Origin of the sequence: Micromonospora sp. DT53, assembly GCF_049841535.1 — a bacterium.
Classification (GTDB): Bacteria; Actinomycetota; Actinomycetes; order Mycobacteriales; family Micromonosporaceae; genus Micromonospora.
Genome location: NZ_JBNCKM010000001.1, coordinates 1,191,115 through 1,208,898, shown reverse-complemented (window position 1 = coordinate 1,208,898; position 17,784 = coordinate 1,191,115). Strand labels below are relative to the sequence as shown.

Below are 17,784 nucleotides of genomic sequence, written 5' to 3'. Positions count from 1 at the left end.
AACTCCGGGGCGGTCAAGTGTTCCTGGCCCACGGCTGTCTCATGCCGGGCCCTGAGGTGGAGCAGCCGGGCGGTGTCGACCCTGGCGGCGCGCAGCGCACCGGCGGAGCATCGCCGTGCCTGGGGAGTACCCGCGCCATCCGGAACACCGACACAATCGGACCGCGGTGGCCTCGCATGTCGTACATATGCGACATTGGAATCTCGCCTAGCCTGCGTGGTGACCGCCTCCGCGCCCTGGGCCGTGGATTCGCGGCGGCGGTCTATTGCCCCACTCCAGGTACTCGAGAAAGAGCATCGTGACAATCCTAGTAACCGGAGCGACCGGAAACGTGGGTCGCCACGTGGTGACCCAACTGGCCCGGGCCGGGCGACCGGTGCGGGCGATGACCCGCCGGCCGCGGACAGGCCGGCTGCCGGACGGTGCCGAGGTGGTCCAGGGAGACTTCGAACGTCCCGAGACCTGGCGAGCGGCGCTGCACGGAGTGCAGTCGGTGTACCTGTTCCCCTTCGTGTACGCCGCGACCGACCACGGGTTCGTCGATGAGGCGGTCAAGGCCGGCGTCACCCGGTTCGTCGTGCACTCCGCGGCGGCGGCCGGGTTCGCACCCGGAACCGGAGGCAACGGCGCTCTCGGGCGGCACCTGACCGAGGAGCGGGAGACGCACCGCGGGCTGGAACTGCTGGTGGAGGCCTCCGGCGCTGAGTGGACCCATGTGCGGCCGGGCCTGTTGGCCGCCAACGCGCTGCGGTGGGCCGACCAGATCCGGACCGGACGGGTGGTGCGCGGGCCGTACGCGGCCGCTGGCTACCCGGTGGTCCACGAGGCCGACGTCGCTGACCTGGCGGTCGCGGCGCTGCTGACCGACGACCATGTCGGTGCTGCATACACCGTCACCGGCCCGGCGAAGGTCTCGCAGGCGGAGCAGGTCGCCGCGATCGGTGCCGCCATCGGCGTGCACCTGCGGTTCGAGGAACTCGATCCGGCCGAGGCGCGCAGGCAGTGGCTGCGCGACGGCTTCGATGAGGAAACCGCCGATTGGATGATCGCACTGCTCGCCGACGCGATCGACGGGACGGGTGCGCTGCCGCCAACGGACACCTATCTGCAGGTGACGGGGCGACCACCGCGCACGTTCGCCCAGTGGGCCAACGATCACGCCGCCGACTTCCGGCTGGAGGTGACGCGATGACGATTCTGGTCACGAGTGCCACCGGCATGGTGGGCCGACACGTCGTCACCGCACTGGTGAGGACCGGCCATCGGGTCCGCGCACCCACGCGGACGCCGACGGCGTCGAGCCTTCCGCGGACGACGCAGCAGCGATTGCCCCGCCAGCCTCGGACGTAATCAGGTAGCGGTCGTCATGGCGGACCACCTACGCCCACATGCTTGCAGAGCTGTTCGATGATCGGAAGGCAGCGCATCATCCGTGGTCAGCGCCGGCTCGGCGATGAATTTCACTCGCCCCACTTCAAGTAGATCACGGGCTGCTCACGGTGGGGAAGCTGCCGCAGCACCATCTGGTCGAGGCCGAAAACCTCACGGAGCGCGGCGGTTACGCCAGGCCATCTGGGATGCCCGAGTTCGTCGAAGGCAATGATGCTGCCCTTGGCGAGGTGGGGACGGATCGCTTGGAGCAATTCGTGAGTCGGCTCGTATAGGTCGAGATCAAAGAAGGCCATCCCGATGACCGTCTCCGGGTTTTCCGCCAGATAGCGCGGGACAGTTTCCCGTACGTCTCCCTGGACCACAAAGGTCCGCTGTACGTGCGAGACCGAGTCCCCTGACTCGTGCGCGGCGAGCACGTCGCGCAGGTGGTCCACTTCGTGGTCGGGGACGGCGAACCTGCCGACGGCCGCGCTCGGGCTCACCTGGTCGATTTCGGAGAGGTCGGGAAATCCGGTGAAGGTGTCGAAACCGATGATCCGGCGGAAGGAGTTGTACGGTTCGTACAGGCTACGCAGTGCGGACAGAATAGCGAGATGGCGTCCGTGCAGGACGCCGAATTCCATGATCACGCCGGGGATCTCGGGGAGCATGCGGTAAAGCGCATCCATGGTCAGCAGATCGGCGAGCTGATGGCGCCGTAGATACACCGGGAGATTGTCGATCAGATACTTGGGTGGCATGGGCGTCTCTGTCAGCAGTTCTGTGAGCCGCTCACGCACCTTCTTTTCCAGTGATGACTCGTGCGGCAAATACTGCGGATTCTTGTACTGCGCCTCTGTCATACGGGTTCCCTTTCTCGGTATACAACTCCGGATCCGATGGGCGGGCGTGTGATGCGGCAGCGACGGGGATCAGGAAATCCATGCTTCTGGTGCGGGCCCGCCCCGGCCTATAGGCGGGAACAAGGCGTCGAGCCTGGCGAACTCCGACTCGGACAGAGACACCTCCAGCGCTGCTATCGCGCCGTCGACATGTTCTGTCGTCCGAGGCCCGATGACCGCGGCGGTGACCTCGGCGCGGGAAAGCACCCACGCCAGCCCAACCTGGGCGGGGTCGCGGCCGATCTCGTCGCACAACCGCTCGTACTGCACGATGGTGTCGCGCTGGTCGTTCAGTGCGGCGAGTGCGCGGCCCTGCGCTGACTTGACCGCGGTCCCCTCGGCCAGCTTGCGGACCGCGCCGCCGAGCAGTCCGCCATGCAGGGGCGACCAAACGAGCACGGCGATGCCATATGCCTGCGCCGCTGGCAGCACCTCCGTTTCGGCGAACCGTGTCGTCAGGTTGTATAGGCACTGCTCGGAAGCCAGTCCTAGGAAGTGCCGGCTGCGGGCGGACTCCTGCGCTGCCGCGAGGTTCCAGCCGGCGAAGTTGGAGGAGCCGATATAACGGACTTTTCCCTGGCTGACCAGCTGTTCCATGGCTTGCCACACCTCTTCCCAGCCGACTGCGCAGTCGGTCCGGTGCATTTGGTAAAGGTCGATCCAATCAGTGCGCAATCGCCGTAGCGACGCCTCGCACGACGCAATGATGTGCCGGGCGGACAGGCCCCGGTCGTTGGGCCCCGTTCCCATCTCGTTGCCGACTTTGGTGGCCAGCACGACCTCGTCCCGCCGCGCGGGTTTCGCCAGCAGCCATCGTCCGATAACTTCCTCGGTGTAACCCTTGTAGGCGCGCCAGCCGTACAGGTTTGCGGTGTCAAGGAGGTTGATGCCGTTGGCCAGTGCGTAGTCCATGAGCCGGTGGGCCTCGGGTTCTTCCACCCGCCCACCGAAATTCACCGTGCCGAGGGCGAGGCGGCTGACCCTCAGGCCGGTACGCCCCAGTTGCGTGTAGAACCGATCGTGGTCCACCTGGGCCGACCGATCGCCCTGAGCCTGGCTCGAGACGCCGATGCCACTCGCGTCGACCGGATGGGTTCCGTGCTGTCCGGTGAGTTCCATGCAGATATCCCCTTTGAGGTCGACGTTCAGGTGCCGCCTCGAGCTCGAAAGATTCTGTCTCATGAGAATTCGGGCCGCAGAAGGTCGAGATCTCGGATGATCGCGCCGGGACGAGGGTCGAACACGTCGGCGATGGCCGCCGAGATGCGGTGGGGGTCCACCCGTTCGGTGCCGAACGTTTCGATGGACAGGCCCACCGAAGCGGCCTGCCCCAGGGATTATGATTCCTTTTCACGACCATTTTCCCTGCCAGTTCGGCTGCCCGACAGGCACCCGATCGCCGACCAGTCGTTCCAGTTGTTCGACCACCTCGAACGGTGTCGGCCGCGCCAGCACGTCGGCACGCAGTTCACCTGGGGCAGTGTGAAATTCGGACTCAGGAGCCGCTGCAGGGCAGCATCGATGTCGCTATCGGTGATGGCGGCGCCTGAGAGATTCGGCCCTGCTCCGCTGTCGCGCACCTGGTGGCCTTGGAAGACCTCATCCGGAATGTGGGAGACGGCCAGTAGCGGCAAGCCGTTGACGAGCGAGGTCAACACACTTCCCGCACGTACTCCTCGATGGGCGCGGTGAAGTCGATACTCCACAGGTGTCGGACGGCGGGTACGTCGAGCAACGTGCCTATCAATGGACCGACGAGTCCGGTCGGTTCGAACACGACCAGCTCAGAGCGCCCACGCTCGGCGAAAGACACCGCGTCGGCAGCGTGCGCTCGGGCCGCGGCCGCCGCGAGCCCGAACCCGACGACCTGCCGCTCTCTTTCCTGTTCCGCAGCAACCGTCTGATCGGCGCTGAGCACCTCAGTCTCGGGTTTCCAATCGCGCCTGGCGGATTCGGTGCGCAGCAGCGCGAAGGAGTCGAAATCCGGACCTACGCCGAACGCGGGCAGTCCGGAGCCGACGATGGCCGGCACCGTATCCGGCTTGCTGACCACCACGACGTCGTGGCTGCGGGCGCGTAACGCCCAGCGGCACCATCGGGCGCAGATGGCCCGGTGTGTCCCACATTGCGATCAGAATTCGCATCTTCGTCTCCAATCACAGGTTCACAGCCGGGTTCGCCGGCGAGAGTCGTGTGCGCAGCATCCTGCGGCGCGCTCGGAGATCGCTCCAGCAGGAGTCGATGTGGACACAGCAGGGCGCATCGAGAGACGCTGGATTCGCGCTCCGGCGAGGAATGTCGTTATGAGCCAACGTCTCGTGGACGCGATCGATGCGATGGCACGGCCGTGCCGCTGGTGCACATCGGCTCCGCGTACGAGTACGGGGTCGCACGGGCCGACGGGAGTCGGAGCGTGGACGAGCCGACCCACCGCCCCCGGAACCCGCCCACGGCAGTACCAAATTCGCCGCCACCGCATGCCTGACCGGGTCGACGCCGCCGTGCATCGACTCATCGAGTTCAGCGCGCCGGTGCGAGTAGTCACCACCGAGGGGCCGGAGTCGTCGCGGGCGTCCGCCACAGGCGCGCCGCGGATCCGCATCGAGAAGGCGGCCCGACACGCGGGTGCGCGGCTTCAGGATGTGAGTGCGCTCCAGTAGTCGCGCAGTGCTTGGTCTAGGTTGCGGGTGGCCCGCCAACCGAGTGCCTGCTCGGCGGTATCGGTGGCCACTTCCAGCCAGCTTGCGCTGGGCCTCGGCGCGCTGGGCGCGGTGGCGGATTCGACGATATCGGCGGGCACCGCGCTGATCGTGACCAGCCGGTTGACCAGCTGCCGCACGGAAACTGCTTGTCCGCGACCGATATTCACCACAGTGCGCGCGGTTCGCGAGCGCGCCGCGACGGGTACCGCGTCGCCGAGGTCACGCACGTCGACGAAATCGCGGTAGGCGGTAAGCGTCGACAGTTCGACACGTGCCCGGCCTGCACGGTGACTTGCGAGTATGGAGCCGACCTTGCCGATCAGGGTGCCAGGGTGCTGGCCGGGGCCGATGCTGTTGGTCACGCGTAGTACGACACCGTCCACCGCGCCGCGTGTTATGGCCGCCTGAACCGCCATGGTGGCCGCCAATTTCATTCGACCATAAGGAGATTCGGGCTCGGTCGGCGCAGACTCGTCGACCTGCCCGGAACTGGGGAATGGGCCGTATTCCAGCACGCTGCCCAGGTGCACGTAACGGGTGCGCAGGTCGGGGCGGGCTGCCAGCGCGGCGAGCGTGGTCTCGGTCAGGGTGACGAGCGATCGATGCATGCGGCGTTCATCCAGGTCCCAGTACGAACCTGCCGCGTTCACCACCAGGGTGGGCCGGTATCGCCGCAGCAGCTCGGTCAGCGGTCGAGGGTCGTCGGTGCCGAGGTCGAGTGAGGCGTGTTCCGTGCCATTCGGACTCACCCCGCGCGACACCGATATGGCCCGATAGCCGCTGTCTCGCAACGACGCGACGATATGCGTGCCGGCGAAGCCGGTGCCGCCGAGCACGAGAGCGATGTCTCGTTTGATCATTGCGACCCTCCATTCGGCACGACCGCAGCTGGTGTCAGCGTCCGTAATGCCGCTTCAGCACTGAGATCTCCGCGTTCGTGGGCATAGCCGCCTTCCCCATGAGCACAGTGTCGGATCAGGTATTCGAGAACCACTAGGACGCGAATAGAAGCGGCGGACCGGTGCGTCGGCGCGCGCCACATCCCGCGTCCAGGCGGTCTCCCGAACGTTTCGAGATCACGAGTGTGGTTGAGTCGCGGTTTGGCGCTGTCGGCGTGTCACGCGGGGGGTGAGGATCTGTGTATCAATCCCGCTGCCGGTGTGGTGGCAGCGGTGCCGGTGGGGATGTGCCGGTCGCGCAGGTGTCGCGACTTGCTGGAACTGCTGGTCGAGGTGTCGGATGGTCGCTCGTCGCAGGGTCGGGATCATCCGGCGCCGGTGGTGCTGGCTCTGGCCGCGCGGGTCGGCCGTCGCGGTCGACGATCACGGTCAAGGCCACCGCCGAACTCATCCGCCAGCGCGGTGGGCAATTCGTGTTCGCGGTCAAGCCCTGGGCGGACACGCCGATCGCCTGGCGCAGTGTCGACGCCGGACAACCTCGACGACCTACAGACCAAGGCCCGTGCATGCAACCGGCGGAGCTGCTGCGTCTTCGATATCTCCGAGTGTGCGTCTAGGCGATTTCAACCAGCTCCGGAGGCCGCCGCGTTAGCGTCCGAGCAAATCAGGAATGGAAACTCAGGAAGGGAGGTCGAAGTGGACAGCGCGTTACGACGGCGGTTGCAGCTCGTGCGCGGGCTGCAATGGCTACGGGCTGCGGAGGGGGACCCTCTGGCGATGCTGTTGCGCGGCTATCCAGGGGACGCGTGGTCGGTGAGCACGGATCCGATATCCCGCAGCGCGACCGGAACGGTGCTGGTCGGCGGCGCGCAGGCGGCTGAGCTGCTCGCGGCGGGCAGCGGGCTTGCCGACTGGCGTCCGACCGGGACCCGGGTGATGGCGGTCGCGGCCGAGGATATCGAACCCGCCGACCCGGTGGACGTCGCCGCGCTGGCCGACGTACCTGCGCCACCGGTGGCCGGAATACCCGACGAGCTGATCGACCTGGTGCCCACCGCGGAGCTGTTGTGCGCCAAGGCGTACGCGGAGCTGCTCGGTGCCGAGCCGGATAGCCTGCTCGGCGCGACCCCGGTGCTGGACAACCTCCTGTGTCCGCAGGGGATCGCGGTCGCCGAGCGCATGCTCGTCGCAGTCGACGATCTGCGTGCCGCTTTGTGCGCCCGTACTCCCGCGTTTTTCCTCGCCGTGGTCGCACCACGGCTCACCGCCGACCTGGTCACCCGCACGGCCGCCGCGCTGCTCGTCGACGGCCAGTGGCCGGACGTCGAGGGGGCGGTCGAGCGAACCCTGGCCGGGTACCCGCCCGTGCGGCTGCACCTGACGACCACGAGCGCGGACGTGACAGTTGCCGGAGAGGTGGTCCCCGGCAACACTCAGGTGGCCGTGCTTACCAGCCCCGCTGCGCTGCCGAGTTTGCTGGACCTGCCACTGGTGTATGCCACCGCCGCCGCTGTCCTTACCGCGATCGCCCTGCGCCACCCGCGTCTGGTCTCCACGGGCGCCCCGCTGGACCGCCCGCTCGCACCGGCCACTGGTGGCCTGGCTCACCTACCGGTGGCGTCCTAATACTGCAACGGCAGTAAGCACGGAACACCGGCGGTTGCTGACGCCGGTCCGAGGTTAGTTGCATAGCCAGGAGGCGGCGCAGCAGAGACATAGCGCCAGTAGCGCGGCCGAGGTGAGCAGCAGGACGAGAAGCGTGGTCAGCTCGCTGCGCGCCGCCGGCGTAGGCGGTTCCGGTGGCCGCCTGCCTCCGGTCGGCTCGGGGACGGACACAGCATGATCATGTTAGATCCGCCGTCGGACTCAGCGGTTGCTCAGAGGTCGCCATGTCGCCGGTAGTGGCAGGTTCGGGCTTGGTGTTGGCGCCGTCTGCGCCATCGAGACCAGGCCCAGTCCCGTTCTGGTGGGTGAGTTGATCGCACGACGAGTGCGGCGAGCAGCCTTCGTGATGTGGGCGTACCAGGCCCGCCGGTCACGGACCTGGTATTCGTCAAGGCCGGATTCGTTGTTGGCCTGCCGGAAGCACTCCTCGATCGCCCACCGAGCCCCCGCGATCCGGACGAGGTCGACCAGGCGGATGCGGCGAGGTCCGTAGCAGACGTGGTAGGCGATCTCCCCGGTCGTCATGCTGCGCCGGGCCAGGAGCCAGTGCCCCCGGCCGGGCTGCCAGCCGATACGCACTGGCACCCGCGCCCACCAGTACTCGCGGGGCCTTCGACCGCCCGTATGCCTCGTCCATCTCCCCCCACCCCCGACACTCCGGCGTCGAGGGCTCGGGCCAGCATCCGGGCCATCTGCACCTTCGTGGCGAACAGCACCTCGTCCGGATCCCCGCGGCCCGACACCGGTCCCGGTCATCGGTCCACGACGCCGGGAGGTAGAACTGCCGGTCGACCAGCGCGTGGCCCTTCCCGCAACGGTAGGCCAGGAACGTCCCGACCTGGCAGTTCTCCGTCCGACCAACGGTGCCGGAGTACTGACCGACGAACCCGACGCCCACCACGAGTCGAACTCCATTCGCCCACTGCCGTTGCAGTATCAGCACACCGAGTTCCTGCCAGTGCAGCCGTAAACGGCGGATTCGACGCTCATCAGAGAGTTGGTATTCCTATGAAGGTCGTACTGACCTGTTTCGCAGCGCCCACGCACTTCTATTCCATGGTTCCGCTGGCCTGGGCGCTGCGCGCGGCCGGGCACGAAGTTCGGATTGTCAGCCAGGCAGCGATGGCGCCGGCCATCACCGGCGCGGGGCTCACCGCCGTCACGGCGGGGCCCGCCGAGTGGTACGGCGACCAGCACGCGCCGGACCTGCTCAACGCGATCTTCCCCGGCTGCCTAGATCATGTGCGCGACTTCGACTACACGGACACCGACGCCTGGACGCACACCGGGCTGCTTGCTCTGGAGCACATGGCGAGTTCGGCGATGTTTGCCACCATGAACGACGACCAGATGGTGGACGACATGGTGGCGTTTGTGCGGGACTGGCGGCCCGACCTGGTCATCTCAGAGACCTATACCTTCGCCGGAAATATCGCCGCCCGCGTGGTCGGTGCCGCGTACGCCCGTTTTATCTGGGGCCCGGACGGCGCCCTGCGGGCCAGGCAGGCCCTCCTGCGCATGTCGGCGGAGCTGCCCGCGTGCCACCGCGAGGATCCGACCGCCGAGTGGCTGTCGGACACCCTGGGTCGGCACGGGTCGTCCTTCGACGAGAAGGTGATCACCGGTCAGTTCACCGTTGACATCACTCCACCCAGCATGCGGCTGGATCTCGGGCTGCACTACGAGTCCCTGCGTTACGTCCCTTACAACGGCCCGGCGGTCGTGCCGGACTGGCTACGCACGCCGCCCGAGCGCCCCCGCGTCTGTCTGACGCTTGGCGTGACCGACCGCTCGCATGGGCAGATCAACCACCTGGACGCCGTGCTCGGGGCGTTGAGCCCGATTGAGCTGTTCGAGGCGGTCGCGGGCTTGGACTGCGAGGTGATCGTCACCGTGGACCCGGAGCGACTGGCGATCCCGGTGCCGGACAACGTGCACGCTGTCGGGTTCGTTCCGCTCAGTGACCTGATGTCCACCTGTTCGGCCGTCGTCCACCATGGCGGCAGCGGCACCCGCTCCACGGCGGAGGTGCACGGTGTGCCGCAGCTGATGGTCGCGGAGGGCTGGACCGTCCTGCGCGGTCATGGCATCGAGGCGGCGGGCGCGGGCCTGTGCATCCCGGTGGAGAAGCTCACCGTGACAGGACTGCGCAAGGGGCTGCGCGCACTGCTGGGAGATCCGTCATACGCCGAGGGTGCGCTGCGGTTGCGGGACGAGATTCACGCCCTGCCGACGCCCGCGGCGCTGGTGCCCAGGCTGGAAGCGCTGGTCGACGCCTATCGAGAGGAACGCTGAGATGCACGAGGGCGAGTTCGCCGATATCTACGACCGCATTCACGCCCACCGGCTGATGTTGGTTGGTTCGTTCCAGGCGGCCGCGAACTCCTCCGTCTCCTGATACCCGATCGGGTTGGCGACCGCGCTCCTTGTCACCGGGCCCGCGAGGGTCGGCGTGTTGGAGGTGTGGTTGAGCGCGTCCGGTCCGCAAACTCGCCGACCAGCGCGGCTTCGTCGTACACCCCCGCCGCTGGGTCGTGGAGCGAACCCTGGCCCGGATCACCGCCCACCGCCGCCTGGTCCGCGAGTACGAGACCTACCCCGGCACGTCCCAGGCCATGATCCGATGGGCCACTGACGGAACTGGCGGCTCTGCATCGGCGATGGTAATGCTGCCAGTGGATGATCCGAGGCGTTCGGTCGCGGAGCCGGCGGGTTTGTCGGAGGCGGCGCGGGCGCCGCAGGCGTTGCCGGATCGAGTGTTTGACGGCCTGTTCGATCCGGAGCCGGGTTTGTGGTCCGCAACGAGGGTGTGGTGTTGTCGGCGACATGGCCGTCGAGGATGGATGACGCGGGCGAGGCGACAGGGACGGATGCGGGCGTGATCGAGGCGGACGTCGCCGAGGCGGGACGGGTGCCGACCAACCGAAACCTGCTGACCGCGATCGCCGAGAACACCGTTAGCCAGAAGGCGACGTCCGCCGGTCCACCCCGCTGCGCCACCGCTTTCACGTCGCGACGGCCGGCATCCCCGGCGTCGGCGCGGATCCTTCCCGTTGGACACCGACGCAACTGAACGAAGCCCGGACGCTGATCGAGCAGTACAAGACCCTCCACGGGATGCTCACCCTGCCGAAACCCCAATGGGTTGCGGTGATTCGGGTGCGCGTTCGTGAATCGGGCCCTCGGGTTCCGGGTCTCCTGGTCCGGGAGTCGTGGCGGCGTCGCGCAGTGCCGATTCGACTCGGCGGTTGCTGGTCATGGTGGCCGTGACGGCGGTCATGGCAAGGAGGATGCCGGCGGCGGCGTAGAGCGGGGTGCGTATGTCGTAGGCGGCGGCCAACCAGCCGCCGACGATGGCGCCAAGGGGGGCGGCACACATGGCGAGCATGCGGGAGGTGGAGGCGACCCGGCCCATCAGGTGGGCGGGGACGATCGCCTGCCGGATGGAGGGGCCGAGCACCATCGTGGCGCCCATGCCCGCCCCGCAGACGGCGAGCGCCAGCCCGGCCAGGTACGGGTTCGGGGCAGCCGCCAAGCCCAGGATGGCAAGCCCTTCGACGGCGGCCGTGCAGGTCAGTGCGGTGCCGGTGCCGAGTCGTCGGCTGAGGAAGGAGGCGATGCCCGCGCCGAGCAGGCCGCCAGTGGCCTCCGCCGCGAGGAGCAGGCCGAAGCCGTAGGTGTCGATGCCGAGCCGGTCGTGCGCGAAGAGGGCGAGGATGGTCTCCACCGCGAGGAAGGCGACGTTCCCGACCGCCGGACGCAGCGCGAGCCCGAGCAGCAACCGGTCCCCGAAGACGTACGAGGCCCCGGCCCGCGCCTGCCGAAGCAGCGACTCGCGGACCTGCGGAACGGGCCGGGGCACGGCCGGCAACGACCGTACGAGCACGGCGGACAGCGCGAACGACACCGCGTCGGCGAGCAACGGAACCGCCCGCCCGAGCGCGAGAAGGGCACTGCCCGCAGGCGGCCCCACAAAGCCGGACGCAGCTGTCTGGGTGCCACGCAGACGGGCGTTGGCGCGCTCCAGGAGCAGGGGGTGCCGGCCGAGCAGATCCGGCAGATAGGCCGTGGCGGCCGTGTCGAAGAAGAGTCCACCGAGGCCGAGCAGAAAAGCGACGGCCGCGAGAAGTGGAATGCTCAGCACGTCGAGCGCGGCCGCTGCCGCCGGGATCACGAGCAGCACCGCCCGCGCCGCATCCACGACCCACATCGTGCGCCGACGGTCCCAACGATCCACCAGCGCACCGCCGAGCACCCCGAAGAGCAGCCACGGCAGTGTCCCGGCGGCCGTGACGACGGCGAGCGCCATCGGATCCCGCGTCAACGTCAACGCGAGCAGCGGCAGGGCGGCGTGCGTGACTCCGTCACCGAGCGAGGAGATGGTCTGCGCGGTCCAGAGCCGCCCGAACCCGGTCGGCAGCGTCGCCATCTCAGTCATCCGATTCCGGGTCATGCGGCCTCCCCCTCGACCTGCTGGCGCCGAGCCGGCTGGCACCGCCCGAGGAGCAGCGGCGCGGCGCTGCTGATCGGTGGCGTCCTTATCCCAATGTCGATCAAGGTTTCGCTCATGGGCCCACGATCACCCCGCCACCCGGGCGGAACAACGCGAAAGATCGAACCGCCGCTTAAGCCACCGGTTATCGTTCGGCGCCGAAGTCGTAAACTTCCCCGATCACGCAGTTCAGGCGCAGGATCCGGACGGGCGGTGACAGGGAAGGGAGACGGCCTGGTGGAGCTGCGCGACATCGAGATCTTCCTGATACTGGCCGAAGAGCTCCACTTCGGGCGTACGGCCGAACGCCTCCACGTGTCCCAGGCGCGGGTCAGCCAGTCGATCAAACAGCAGGAGCGCCGGATCGGCGGCGCCCTGTTCGAGCGAACCAGCCGCAGCGTGCGACTCACCCCGCTCGGCGAGCGGCTACGCGACCGGCTCGACGCGGGCTACCGCGAGATCATGGACGGCATCGACGAGGCCACCGCCGCCGCTCGCGGACAGGTCGGCACCCTGACCGTCGGTACCTTCGACACCCACCACCGGCAGATTGCGGCCGTCCTCGACCTGTTCCGGCAGCGGCATCCGCGATGCGAGCTGCGCATGCGCGAGATCCTCCCCTCCGACCCGTTCGGCGGGCTGCGCGCGGGCCGCATCGACATCGGCCTGCTCTGGATGCCCGTCTGCGAGCCCGACCTCACCGTCGGACCGGAGTTGTACACCGAGCGGCTGGTGCTGGCCGTCGCCCCCACTCATCCGCTGGCCGGCCGGGACCGGGTCGAGATGGAGGACCTCGGCGATCACCCGGTGGTGGACCTGGAGGGGCCTGTGCCGGACTACGTGTGGCAGGCGCACACCCCGCCCATGACACCGTCCGGGCGGCCCATCCGGCGCGGCACCACAGCGGCCACGCTCGAGGAGGCCCTCACGGTGATCGGCACCGGCAGCGTCGTGTCCCCCGTCGGGTCGTACGCGGCCGCCTCCCGGCAGCGTCGTGACCTCGCATTCGTGCCCATCGTCGACAGCCCAATCCTGCGGTACGCCCCGGTCTGGCGCAGCGCCGCAGAGACCACACTGATCCGCGCCTTCGTCCACGCCGCCGGAGGCGGCTGACCTGCGTTGTGCGCCTACCGACCCGGGCCCGGCAGCGCTTCGCCCTAGCAATCCGCCGGCACAGGGGCGACACGACCCATTGCCCCCCGCCGATGACGCTCAGCGCCACTCTGAAGCTCACGCAAGTCTAGCTGTGGCGGTGACCTCTTCGGCTCCGCCGAAGAGGTCACCAGCCTGAGGGGCCTGGTCAGGACGTTGCCCGTGGGATCGCTGTGTCGAATGCCAGAACTGCGGCGGACTCCAGCAAGCTCACCCGCAACGCTCCACATCGATCTGCAGCACGCCCACAGACGTGGCCTTAGTACTCCAACGTCAATTGGCTTCTGCGTTGGGCGTGGCGCGGGCATGAGGACGACTACCGCGTTGATCATCGATGGTTTGTGAGGACAACCGAAGATCGTGCGGTGGCCGTGGGCCACGGCGTAGACCCGACCGGGTGGCAGGTCATCCTGGACGAGGCGGTGACGCGTGTCGCGGACCGGTTCGTGCGGGCGGAGCCCCGTCGGACCGCCGGGCAGTTCGTGTAAGGGCTGCTGTCGGGCGTGGAACGTAAGACCTGCTGGTCGTTGGCCGAACGGACGGGTCACGACGATCCGCAGGCGATGCAGCGGCTGCTGCGTACGGCGGCGTGGGACGCCGACGCCGTACGCGATGACGTGCGTGATTGGCTGATCGAGCAGCTCGGCCACCCCGAGGCTGTGCTGGTCACCGACGAGACCGGCTTCCTGAAGACGGGCGTGTGCTCGGTCGGGGTGCAGCGGCAGTACACGGGCACCGCCGGCCGGGGTCGAGAACAGCCAGGTTGGGGTGTTCCTGGCCTACGTGTCACCGGCGGGGCGGGCGATGATCGATCGCCGGCTCTACCTCCCCGAGACATCCTGGTGCGATCGCCCCGACCGTCTCACCGCAGCCGACGTCCCGGACGACGTCGGGTTCGCTGCGAAGCCTGCCCTGGCCCGGCAGATGATCGCCGCTGCGCTGGACGCCGGTGTCCCGGTCGGGTGGGTGACTGGCGACGAGGTTTACGGCGTCGACCCCGGCCTGCGCGCTGACCTGGAACACCGCGCGATCGGCTACGTCCTGGCCGTCGGCTGCGACCGACGCGTGCACGTCAACGACGGCCGCACTGTGAAGCGCGTCGACGACCTCGCCGACCGGATACCCACCGCCGAGTGGCAGCAGCACAGCTGCGGACCGGGAGCGAAAGGTCCCCGCGACTTTCTGTGGGCCTGGGTCTAGGGCTCGAGCGTGGCGGGCATGCTGAAGGCGGCGACGTGACGGGCACCGATGAAGGCGTTGCTCTCGACGATCTTCCCGTTCTCGATCCGGAGTACGTCGACGACCAGCGCCTCGTAGTGCGGGCTGCCGGGCCGGCGGAGATAGTTGATCAGTGCCGGGCGCCCGTTGGCCGAGGTGGGGAACGTACGCCAGTCGAGCGGTCGGCCGAGGAACTTCGCGACCGCGTCGATCCCGACGACCGGCGGCTCGGGCGGCATCGTGATCCGTACGTCCTCGGCGAGCAGTGCCCGGATCGTCTCCGGGTCCTTCGCGTTGGCGTAGCGGCGCAGGATCTCTTCGTCCTCACTGGTGAGCCGCGGGCGGCGCCAGTCCTTCGGGTCTGACGGAGCGCGCTGCCGGAGGGTGTGGCGGGCCCGCTGGAGGAGGCTGTTGACGGCCGCCACGGCGGTGTCGAGCGCGCCGGCGATCTCCTGCGGCGTCCAGCCGTGGACGTCGCGCAGCACGAAGGCCGCCCGCTGCCGCGGCGGCAGGTACATGAGCGCTGCGATCACGGCCAGCTCGACGGTCTCCCGGGCGGCGAGACCGGTCTGCGGATCGTCGGCCAACAGGGCGTCTGGATAGGGACCGAGCTCGGTGGACCACTCCAGCGGGTCACCATACGGAACCGTCCGGTGACCGGCCGCCTTGCGGCTGTCGAGGAAGACGTTCGTGGCGATCCGGTAGAACCAGGTGCGCGCCGACGCCCGACCCTCGAAGCGGTCGCGAGCCCGCCAGGCACGCAGGAAGGCCTCCTGCACCAGGTCGTCCGCGTCGGTGACGTTCCCTGCGAGGCGGTAGCAGTGCACGTGTAGCTCGCGCCGGTGCTCGTCGAAGGCGCGCTGCAGCCAGACCGCCTGCTCGTCAGGCGAGTCGGACATGTGATCTCCCCGGGGCTGAATGGTCCGCACAACCGTACTGACGACCGCGGACCCCATCCGTCATCGGTCACCGATGACGATCGCCGACTCGGTCGTCTGTACCTGTGACCAATCCCCACTCCACGAAGGAGAGAGCCATGACGGCAACCCCCGCGTCCAGCGCAGCCACGCCCCCGGTCGTCGACCGGGAGACCTGGCTGCGCGAGCGCGACGAACTGCTGGTCCGGGAGAAGGCCCATACCCGCGAAGGAGACGCCATCGCAGCCGCTCGTCGTCAGCTGCCGATGACCTTGATGCCGACGGTGACGGTCCAGGGCCCCGGCGGGGACACCCCGCTGGTGGAGGTTTTCGAGGGCCGCCGAATGCTCATCGCCTACTTCCACATGTGGCGCGACGGCAAACCGTACGGGGATCAGTGTGAGGGGTGCACCTTCTCGACCTGTCACATGCAGATGCTGGACTACCTGCATGCCCGGGACGTCACCTACGCCGTGTTCTGCCAGGGCCCCTACGACGAAAGTGCCCCGTTCGCGGAGTTCATGGGCTACCCGTTCCCCTGGTATTCGGCGAAAGACTCCGACCCGGCGCTGGCCGACGGTCGCGAATTCGGGTTCATCGCCTGCTACCTGCGCGACGGCGACCAGGTCTACGAAACCTACTGGACCACCGGGCGGGGCGTGGAGGCGTTGACGACCAGCTACCACGCCTTGGACCTCACCGTGTACGGCCGGCAAGAGAACTGGGAAAACTCACCCCAAGGTTGGCCGCGGGTCAGTGGTCACCCGTGGCGGCTCAACGGCCGCCCCACCGCCCAATGGTCACGCCCCGGCGTTACGCCGGCGGTGACGTCCTGACGCTCGAGATGGTCATGCTCGGGTCGGCCGCGGTGTCGGCCTGCTGCTGCGTCGTGCCGCAGGCGGGCGCGTCCCACAGGGCCCGGATGCTCGCGGGTGCGATGGTGGCTGTCATGGTCGCGGTGACCCTCGACGCCGCACCGGTTGTGCAGTACGCGGGCGCGCTGCTGCTCCTCGCCTTCGCGGTGGCACTCGTCACCAGCGGTCCGACCGAGCGCGGCCCGGAGGTGGAGTGGCACCGTACGGCCGGGGCCGTGCTCATGGCGCTCGCCGTGCTGATGCATCAACACGGCGGGTCGATGGCTATCCACCACATGGCCACCGGGCCCCGGATGGACCACGGCACCGTCACCGGCCATGACGCGGCGCTCGTGTTGCTACGCGCCGCCACGGCGGCTTACCTCTGCTGGATGGCGGCCGCACTCGTCCGGCTGCGCAATCGACCGATCACGGACCTGCTCCGTTGGGAGCACCTGGCCATGGGGGCAAGCCTCGCGGCCATGATCTTCTTCATGAGCTAGCCGAGTAAGCCAGCCGGCAGATCAAGTGACGTTGGAGTATTAGGCGAACCGAGACGCCGGCCGCTGCCAGCCATCCCGGAGCTCAGGACCTGTACGTGGGCCATAAGATCCACGTCTATGGTCCGCACCACACCTCCGCGTTCTCTGGACATCGCGGCACTCTTCCCTGAACTGCGGGAACATTCCATCACCGCTACCCGCCTGCATCCCCGACCCGGCGCTCCGACCATTACGGACAGTTCAGTCGGCGGACCGCTGCTATGGCCGGCCGACGAGGTATGGCCGGTCTGCGACGACGCCGGGGCGCACGAGCCATGGAACCTGACGACCCCGGCCGCTCTGCACCGCAGGCGGAATATCCTCGCGACCGCAGAAGCCCGCGAGCCGCTGCCGGGCGGAGACTTCTTGACTGCGGAGGAGCGGGCCGAGCTCGATGCGGCCAATGCTCTGGACCTGGACGACCTGGTCGAGGATTCCATCCCGTTGGTCCCGGTCGCGCAGTTGTACCGACGAGATATCCCGGACTACGCCGGTCCGGACGGCACCGACCTGCTCCAGGTGCTGTGGTGCCCTGTGGACCACTCGGACCGGCACTACAGCCCTCGCGTCTTTCTCTACTGGCGTGACAGTTCCGCCGTCGGCCCGCTACTCGAGGCGCCTCCCGAGCCGCCGGTGATCAGCGACACGTACCTGCCCGTTCCGTGCGTGGTGCACCCCGAGCAGGTCCGCGAGTACCAATACGCCGCCCTGCTCCCCGACGACCTACGCGAACGGCTCGACAAGTGGGATGACGGCGAAGACGAGAGCGGTCCCCACTATCAGACCGACTTGTCGCTCGCACCGGGATGGAAGGTCGGCGGGTACGCGAACTGGTCACTGACCGATCCGTACCCGATGGACTGTGCTGTCTGCGGCACCACGATGACCTTGATTCTCACGGTCGGCTCCAGCGACTGGAACGGCATGCATTGCAGCTGGCGCCCGTCCGAGGAAAACCCCACCGCCTCCCCAGACACCGTCGGCGTGCAGATCGGGCGCGGCTACTCCCTGTACACCTTCCGCTGCCCAGAATCAATCGATCATCCCCCGGCCACCGCTATGCAGTGACG

16 protein-coding genes and 4 pseudogenes are annotated in these 17,784 nt (G+C 68.2%); 11 read left to right on the top strand and 9 right to left on the bottom strand.

What is annotated here, in order from left to right; all coding sequences use genetic code 11:
• Positions 1-298 precede the first annotated feature (298 nt).
• The gene (locus tag ACLQ3B_RS05640; protein ID WP_425777931.1) at positions 299-1,192 is read left to right on the top strand and encodes an NAD(P)H-binding protein; all 894 of its coding nucleotides are present in this window, start codon (positions 299-301) and stop codon (positions 1,190-1,192) included.
• Positions 1,189-1,350, top strand: coding sequence for an NmrA family NAD(P)-binding protein (locus ACLQ3B_RS05635; RefSeq protein ID WP_425777929.1), 162 nt, complete (start codon positions 1,189-1,191; stop codon positions 1,348-1,350). The genes ACLQ3B_RS05640 and ACLQ3B_RS05635 overlap by 4 nt, the downstream gene beginning before the upstream one ends.
• Before the next feature lie 110 nt (positions 1,351-1,460).
• Here the strand turns inward: ACLQ3B_RS05635 and ACLQ3B_RS05630 are convergent, their stop codons facing one another.
• From ACLQ3B_RS05630 to ACLQ3B_RS05605, 6 genes and pseudogenes are all read right to left on the bottom strand, one after another.
• Positions 1,461-2,234 carry a class I SAM-dependent methyltransferase gene (locus tag ACLQ3B_RS05630; protein ID WP_425777927.1) on the bottom strand — a complete coding sequence of 258 codons (774 nt, stop codon included), beginning with the start codon at positions 2,232-2,234 and terminating at the stop codon, positions 1,461-1,463.
• A 69-nt stretch (positions 2,235-2,303) separates the two neighbouring features.
• On the bottom strand, positions 2,304-3,392 hold the full coding sequence (locus ACLQ3B_RS05625) for an aldo/keto reductase (protein ID WP_425777925.1): 1,089 nt from the start codon (positions 3,390-3,392) through the stop codon (positions 2,304-2,306).
• Between the two features lie 71 nt (positions 3,393-3,463).
• Positions 3,464-3,610, bottom strand: a pseudogene (locus tag ACLQ3B_RS05620) (methionine adenosyltransferase domain-containing protein); the annotation flags it as partial.
• Complete coding sequence (locus tag ACLQ3B_RS05615) at positions 3,611-3,928, bottom strand: hypothetical protein (protein WP_425777923.1); 318 nt, start codon at positions 3,926-3,928, stop codon at positions 3,611-3,613. It lies immediately after the preceding pseudogene.
• A complete protein-coding gene (locus tag ACLQ3B_RS05610; protein ID WP_425778060.1) occupies positions 3,925-4,380 on the bottom strand; it encodes a hypothetical protein in 456 nt (151 codons plus the stop codon). Before ACLQ3B_RS05610 ends, ACLQ3B_RS05615 begins: the two co-directional genes overlap by 4 nt.
• A gap of 528 nt (positions 4,381-4,908) precedes the next feature.
• Entirely contained in the window at positions 4,909-5,835 is a 927-nt protein-coding gene (locus ACLQ3B_RS05605) for an NAD-dependent epimerase/dehydratase family protein (RefSeq protein WP_425777921.1), read from the bottom strand.
• Between the two features lie 735 nt (positions 5,836-6,570).
• On the opposite strand from ACLQ3B_RS05605, the gene ACLQ3B_RS05600 reads away from it, so the two are divergent.
• The gene (locus ACLQ3B_RS05600) at positions 6,571-7,500 is read left to right on the top strand and encodes a hypothetical protein (protein WP_425777919.1); all 930 of its coding nucleotides are present in this window, start codon (positions 6,571-6,573) and stop codon (positions 7,498-7,500) included.
• 240 nt (positions 7,501-7,740) lie between these two features.
• Here ACLQ3B_RS05600 and ACLQ3B_RS05595 read toward each other — a convergent pair.
• Positions 7,741-8,428 (bottom strand): annotated as a pseudogene (locus ACLQ3B_RS05595) (transposase); the annotation flags it as partial.
• A 119-nt stretch (positions 8,429-8,547) separates the two neighbouring features.
• On the opposite strand from ACLQ3B_RS05595, the gene ACLQ3B_RS05590 reads away from it, so the two are divergent.
• The 3 genes and pseudogenes from ACLQ3B_RS05590 (at position 8,548) to ACLQ3B_RS05580 (ending at position 10,612) form a co-directional block, all read left to right on the top strand.
• Positions 8,548-9,834 carry an activator-dependent family glycosyltransferase gene (locus ACLQ3B_RS05590; RefSeq protein WP_425777917.1) on the top strand — a complete coding sequence of 429 codons (1,287 nt, stop codon included), beginning with the start codon at positions 8,548-8,550 and terminating at the stop codon, positions 9,832-9,834.
• A gap of 185 nt (positions 9,835-10,019) precedes the next feature.
• Positions 10,020-10,139 (top strand): annotated as a pseudogene (locus ACLQ3B_RS05585) (IS5-like element ISFal3A family transposase); the annotation flags it as partial.
• A 191-nt stretch (positions 10,140-10,330) separates the two neighbouring features.
• Positions 10,331-10,612 carry a hypothetical protein gene (locus tag ACLQ3B_RS05580; protein WP_425777915.1) on the top strand — a complete coding sequence of 94 codons (282 nt, stop codon included), beginning with the start codon at positions 10,331-10,333 and terminating at the stop codon, positions 10,610-10,612.
• 48 nt (positions 10,613-10,660) lie between these two features.
• On the opposite strand, the gene ACLQ3B_RS05575 is transcribed toward ACLQ3B_RS05580, so the two are convergent.
• Positions 10,661-11,992, bottom strand: coding sequence for an MFS transporter (locus tag ACLQ3B_RS05575; RefSeq protein ID WP_425777913.1), 1,332 nt, complete (start codon positions 11,990-11,992; stop codon positions 10,661-10,663).
• Positions 11,993-12,244: 252 nt separating this feature from the next.
• Here ACLQ3B_RS05575 and ACLQ3B_RS05570 point away from each other — a divergent pair, with 252 nt between their 5' ends.
• Together ACLQ3B_RS05570 and ACLQ3B_RS05565 are read left to right on the top strand one after the other, a co-directional pair.
• Positions 12,245-13,144 carry a LysR substrate-binding domain-containing protein gene (locus ACLQ3B_RS05570; protein WP_425777911.1) on the top strand — a complete coding sequence of 300 codons (900 nt, stop codon included), beginning with the start codon at positions 12,245-12,247 and terminating at the stop codon, positions 13,142-13,144.
• 461 nt (positions 13,145-13,605) lie between these two features.
• A pseudogene (locus tag ACLQ3B_RS05565) lies at positions 13,606-14,380 on the top strand (IS701 family transposase); the annotation flags it as partial.
• On the opposite strand, the gene ACLQ3B_RS05560 reads toward ACLQ3B_RS05565, so the two are convergent.
• A complete protein-coding gene (locus ACLQ3B_RS05560; protein WP_425777910.1) occupies positions 14,380-15,300 on the bottom strand; it encodes an RNA polymerase subunit sigma-70 in 921 nt (306 codons plus the stop codon). The pseudogene ACLQ3B_RS05565 and the gene ACLQ3B_RS05560 sit on opposite strands and share 1 nt — an antisense overlap.
• A 137-nt stretch (positions 15,301-15,437) precedes the next feature.
• Between ACLQ3B_RS05560 and ACLQ3B_RS05555 the strand changes: the two genes are divergently transcribed.
• The 3 genes from ACLQ3B_RS05555 (at position 15,438) to ACLQ3B_RS05545 (ending at position 17,782) form a co-directional block, all read left to right on the top strand.
• Positions 15,438-16,154, top strand: coding sequence for a DUF899 family protein (locus ACLQ3B_RS05555; RefSeq protein WP_425777908.1), 717 nt, complete (start codon positions 15,438-15,440; stop codon positions 16,152-16,154).
• Between the two features lie 113 nt (positions 16,155-16,267).
• Complete coding sequence (locus tag ACLQ3B_RS05550; RefSeq protein WP_425777906.1) at positions 16,268-16,675, top strand: hypothetical protein; 408 nt, start codon at positions 16,268-16,270, stop codon at positions 16,673-16,675.
• 117 nt (positions 16,676-16,792) lie between these two features.
• Positions 16,793-17,782 (top strand): hypothetical protein, encoded by a 990-nt coding sequence (locus tag ACLQ3B_RS05545; protein WP_425777904.1) that lies wholly within the window; start codon positions 16,793-16,795, stop codon positions 17,780-17,782.
• Positions 17,783-17,784 lie beyond the last annotated feature (2 nt).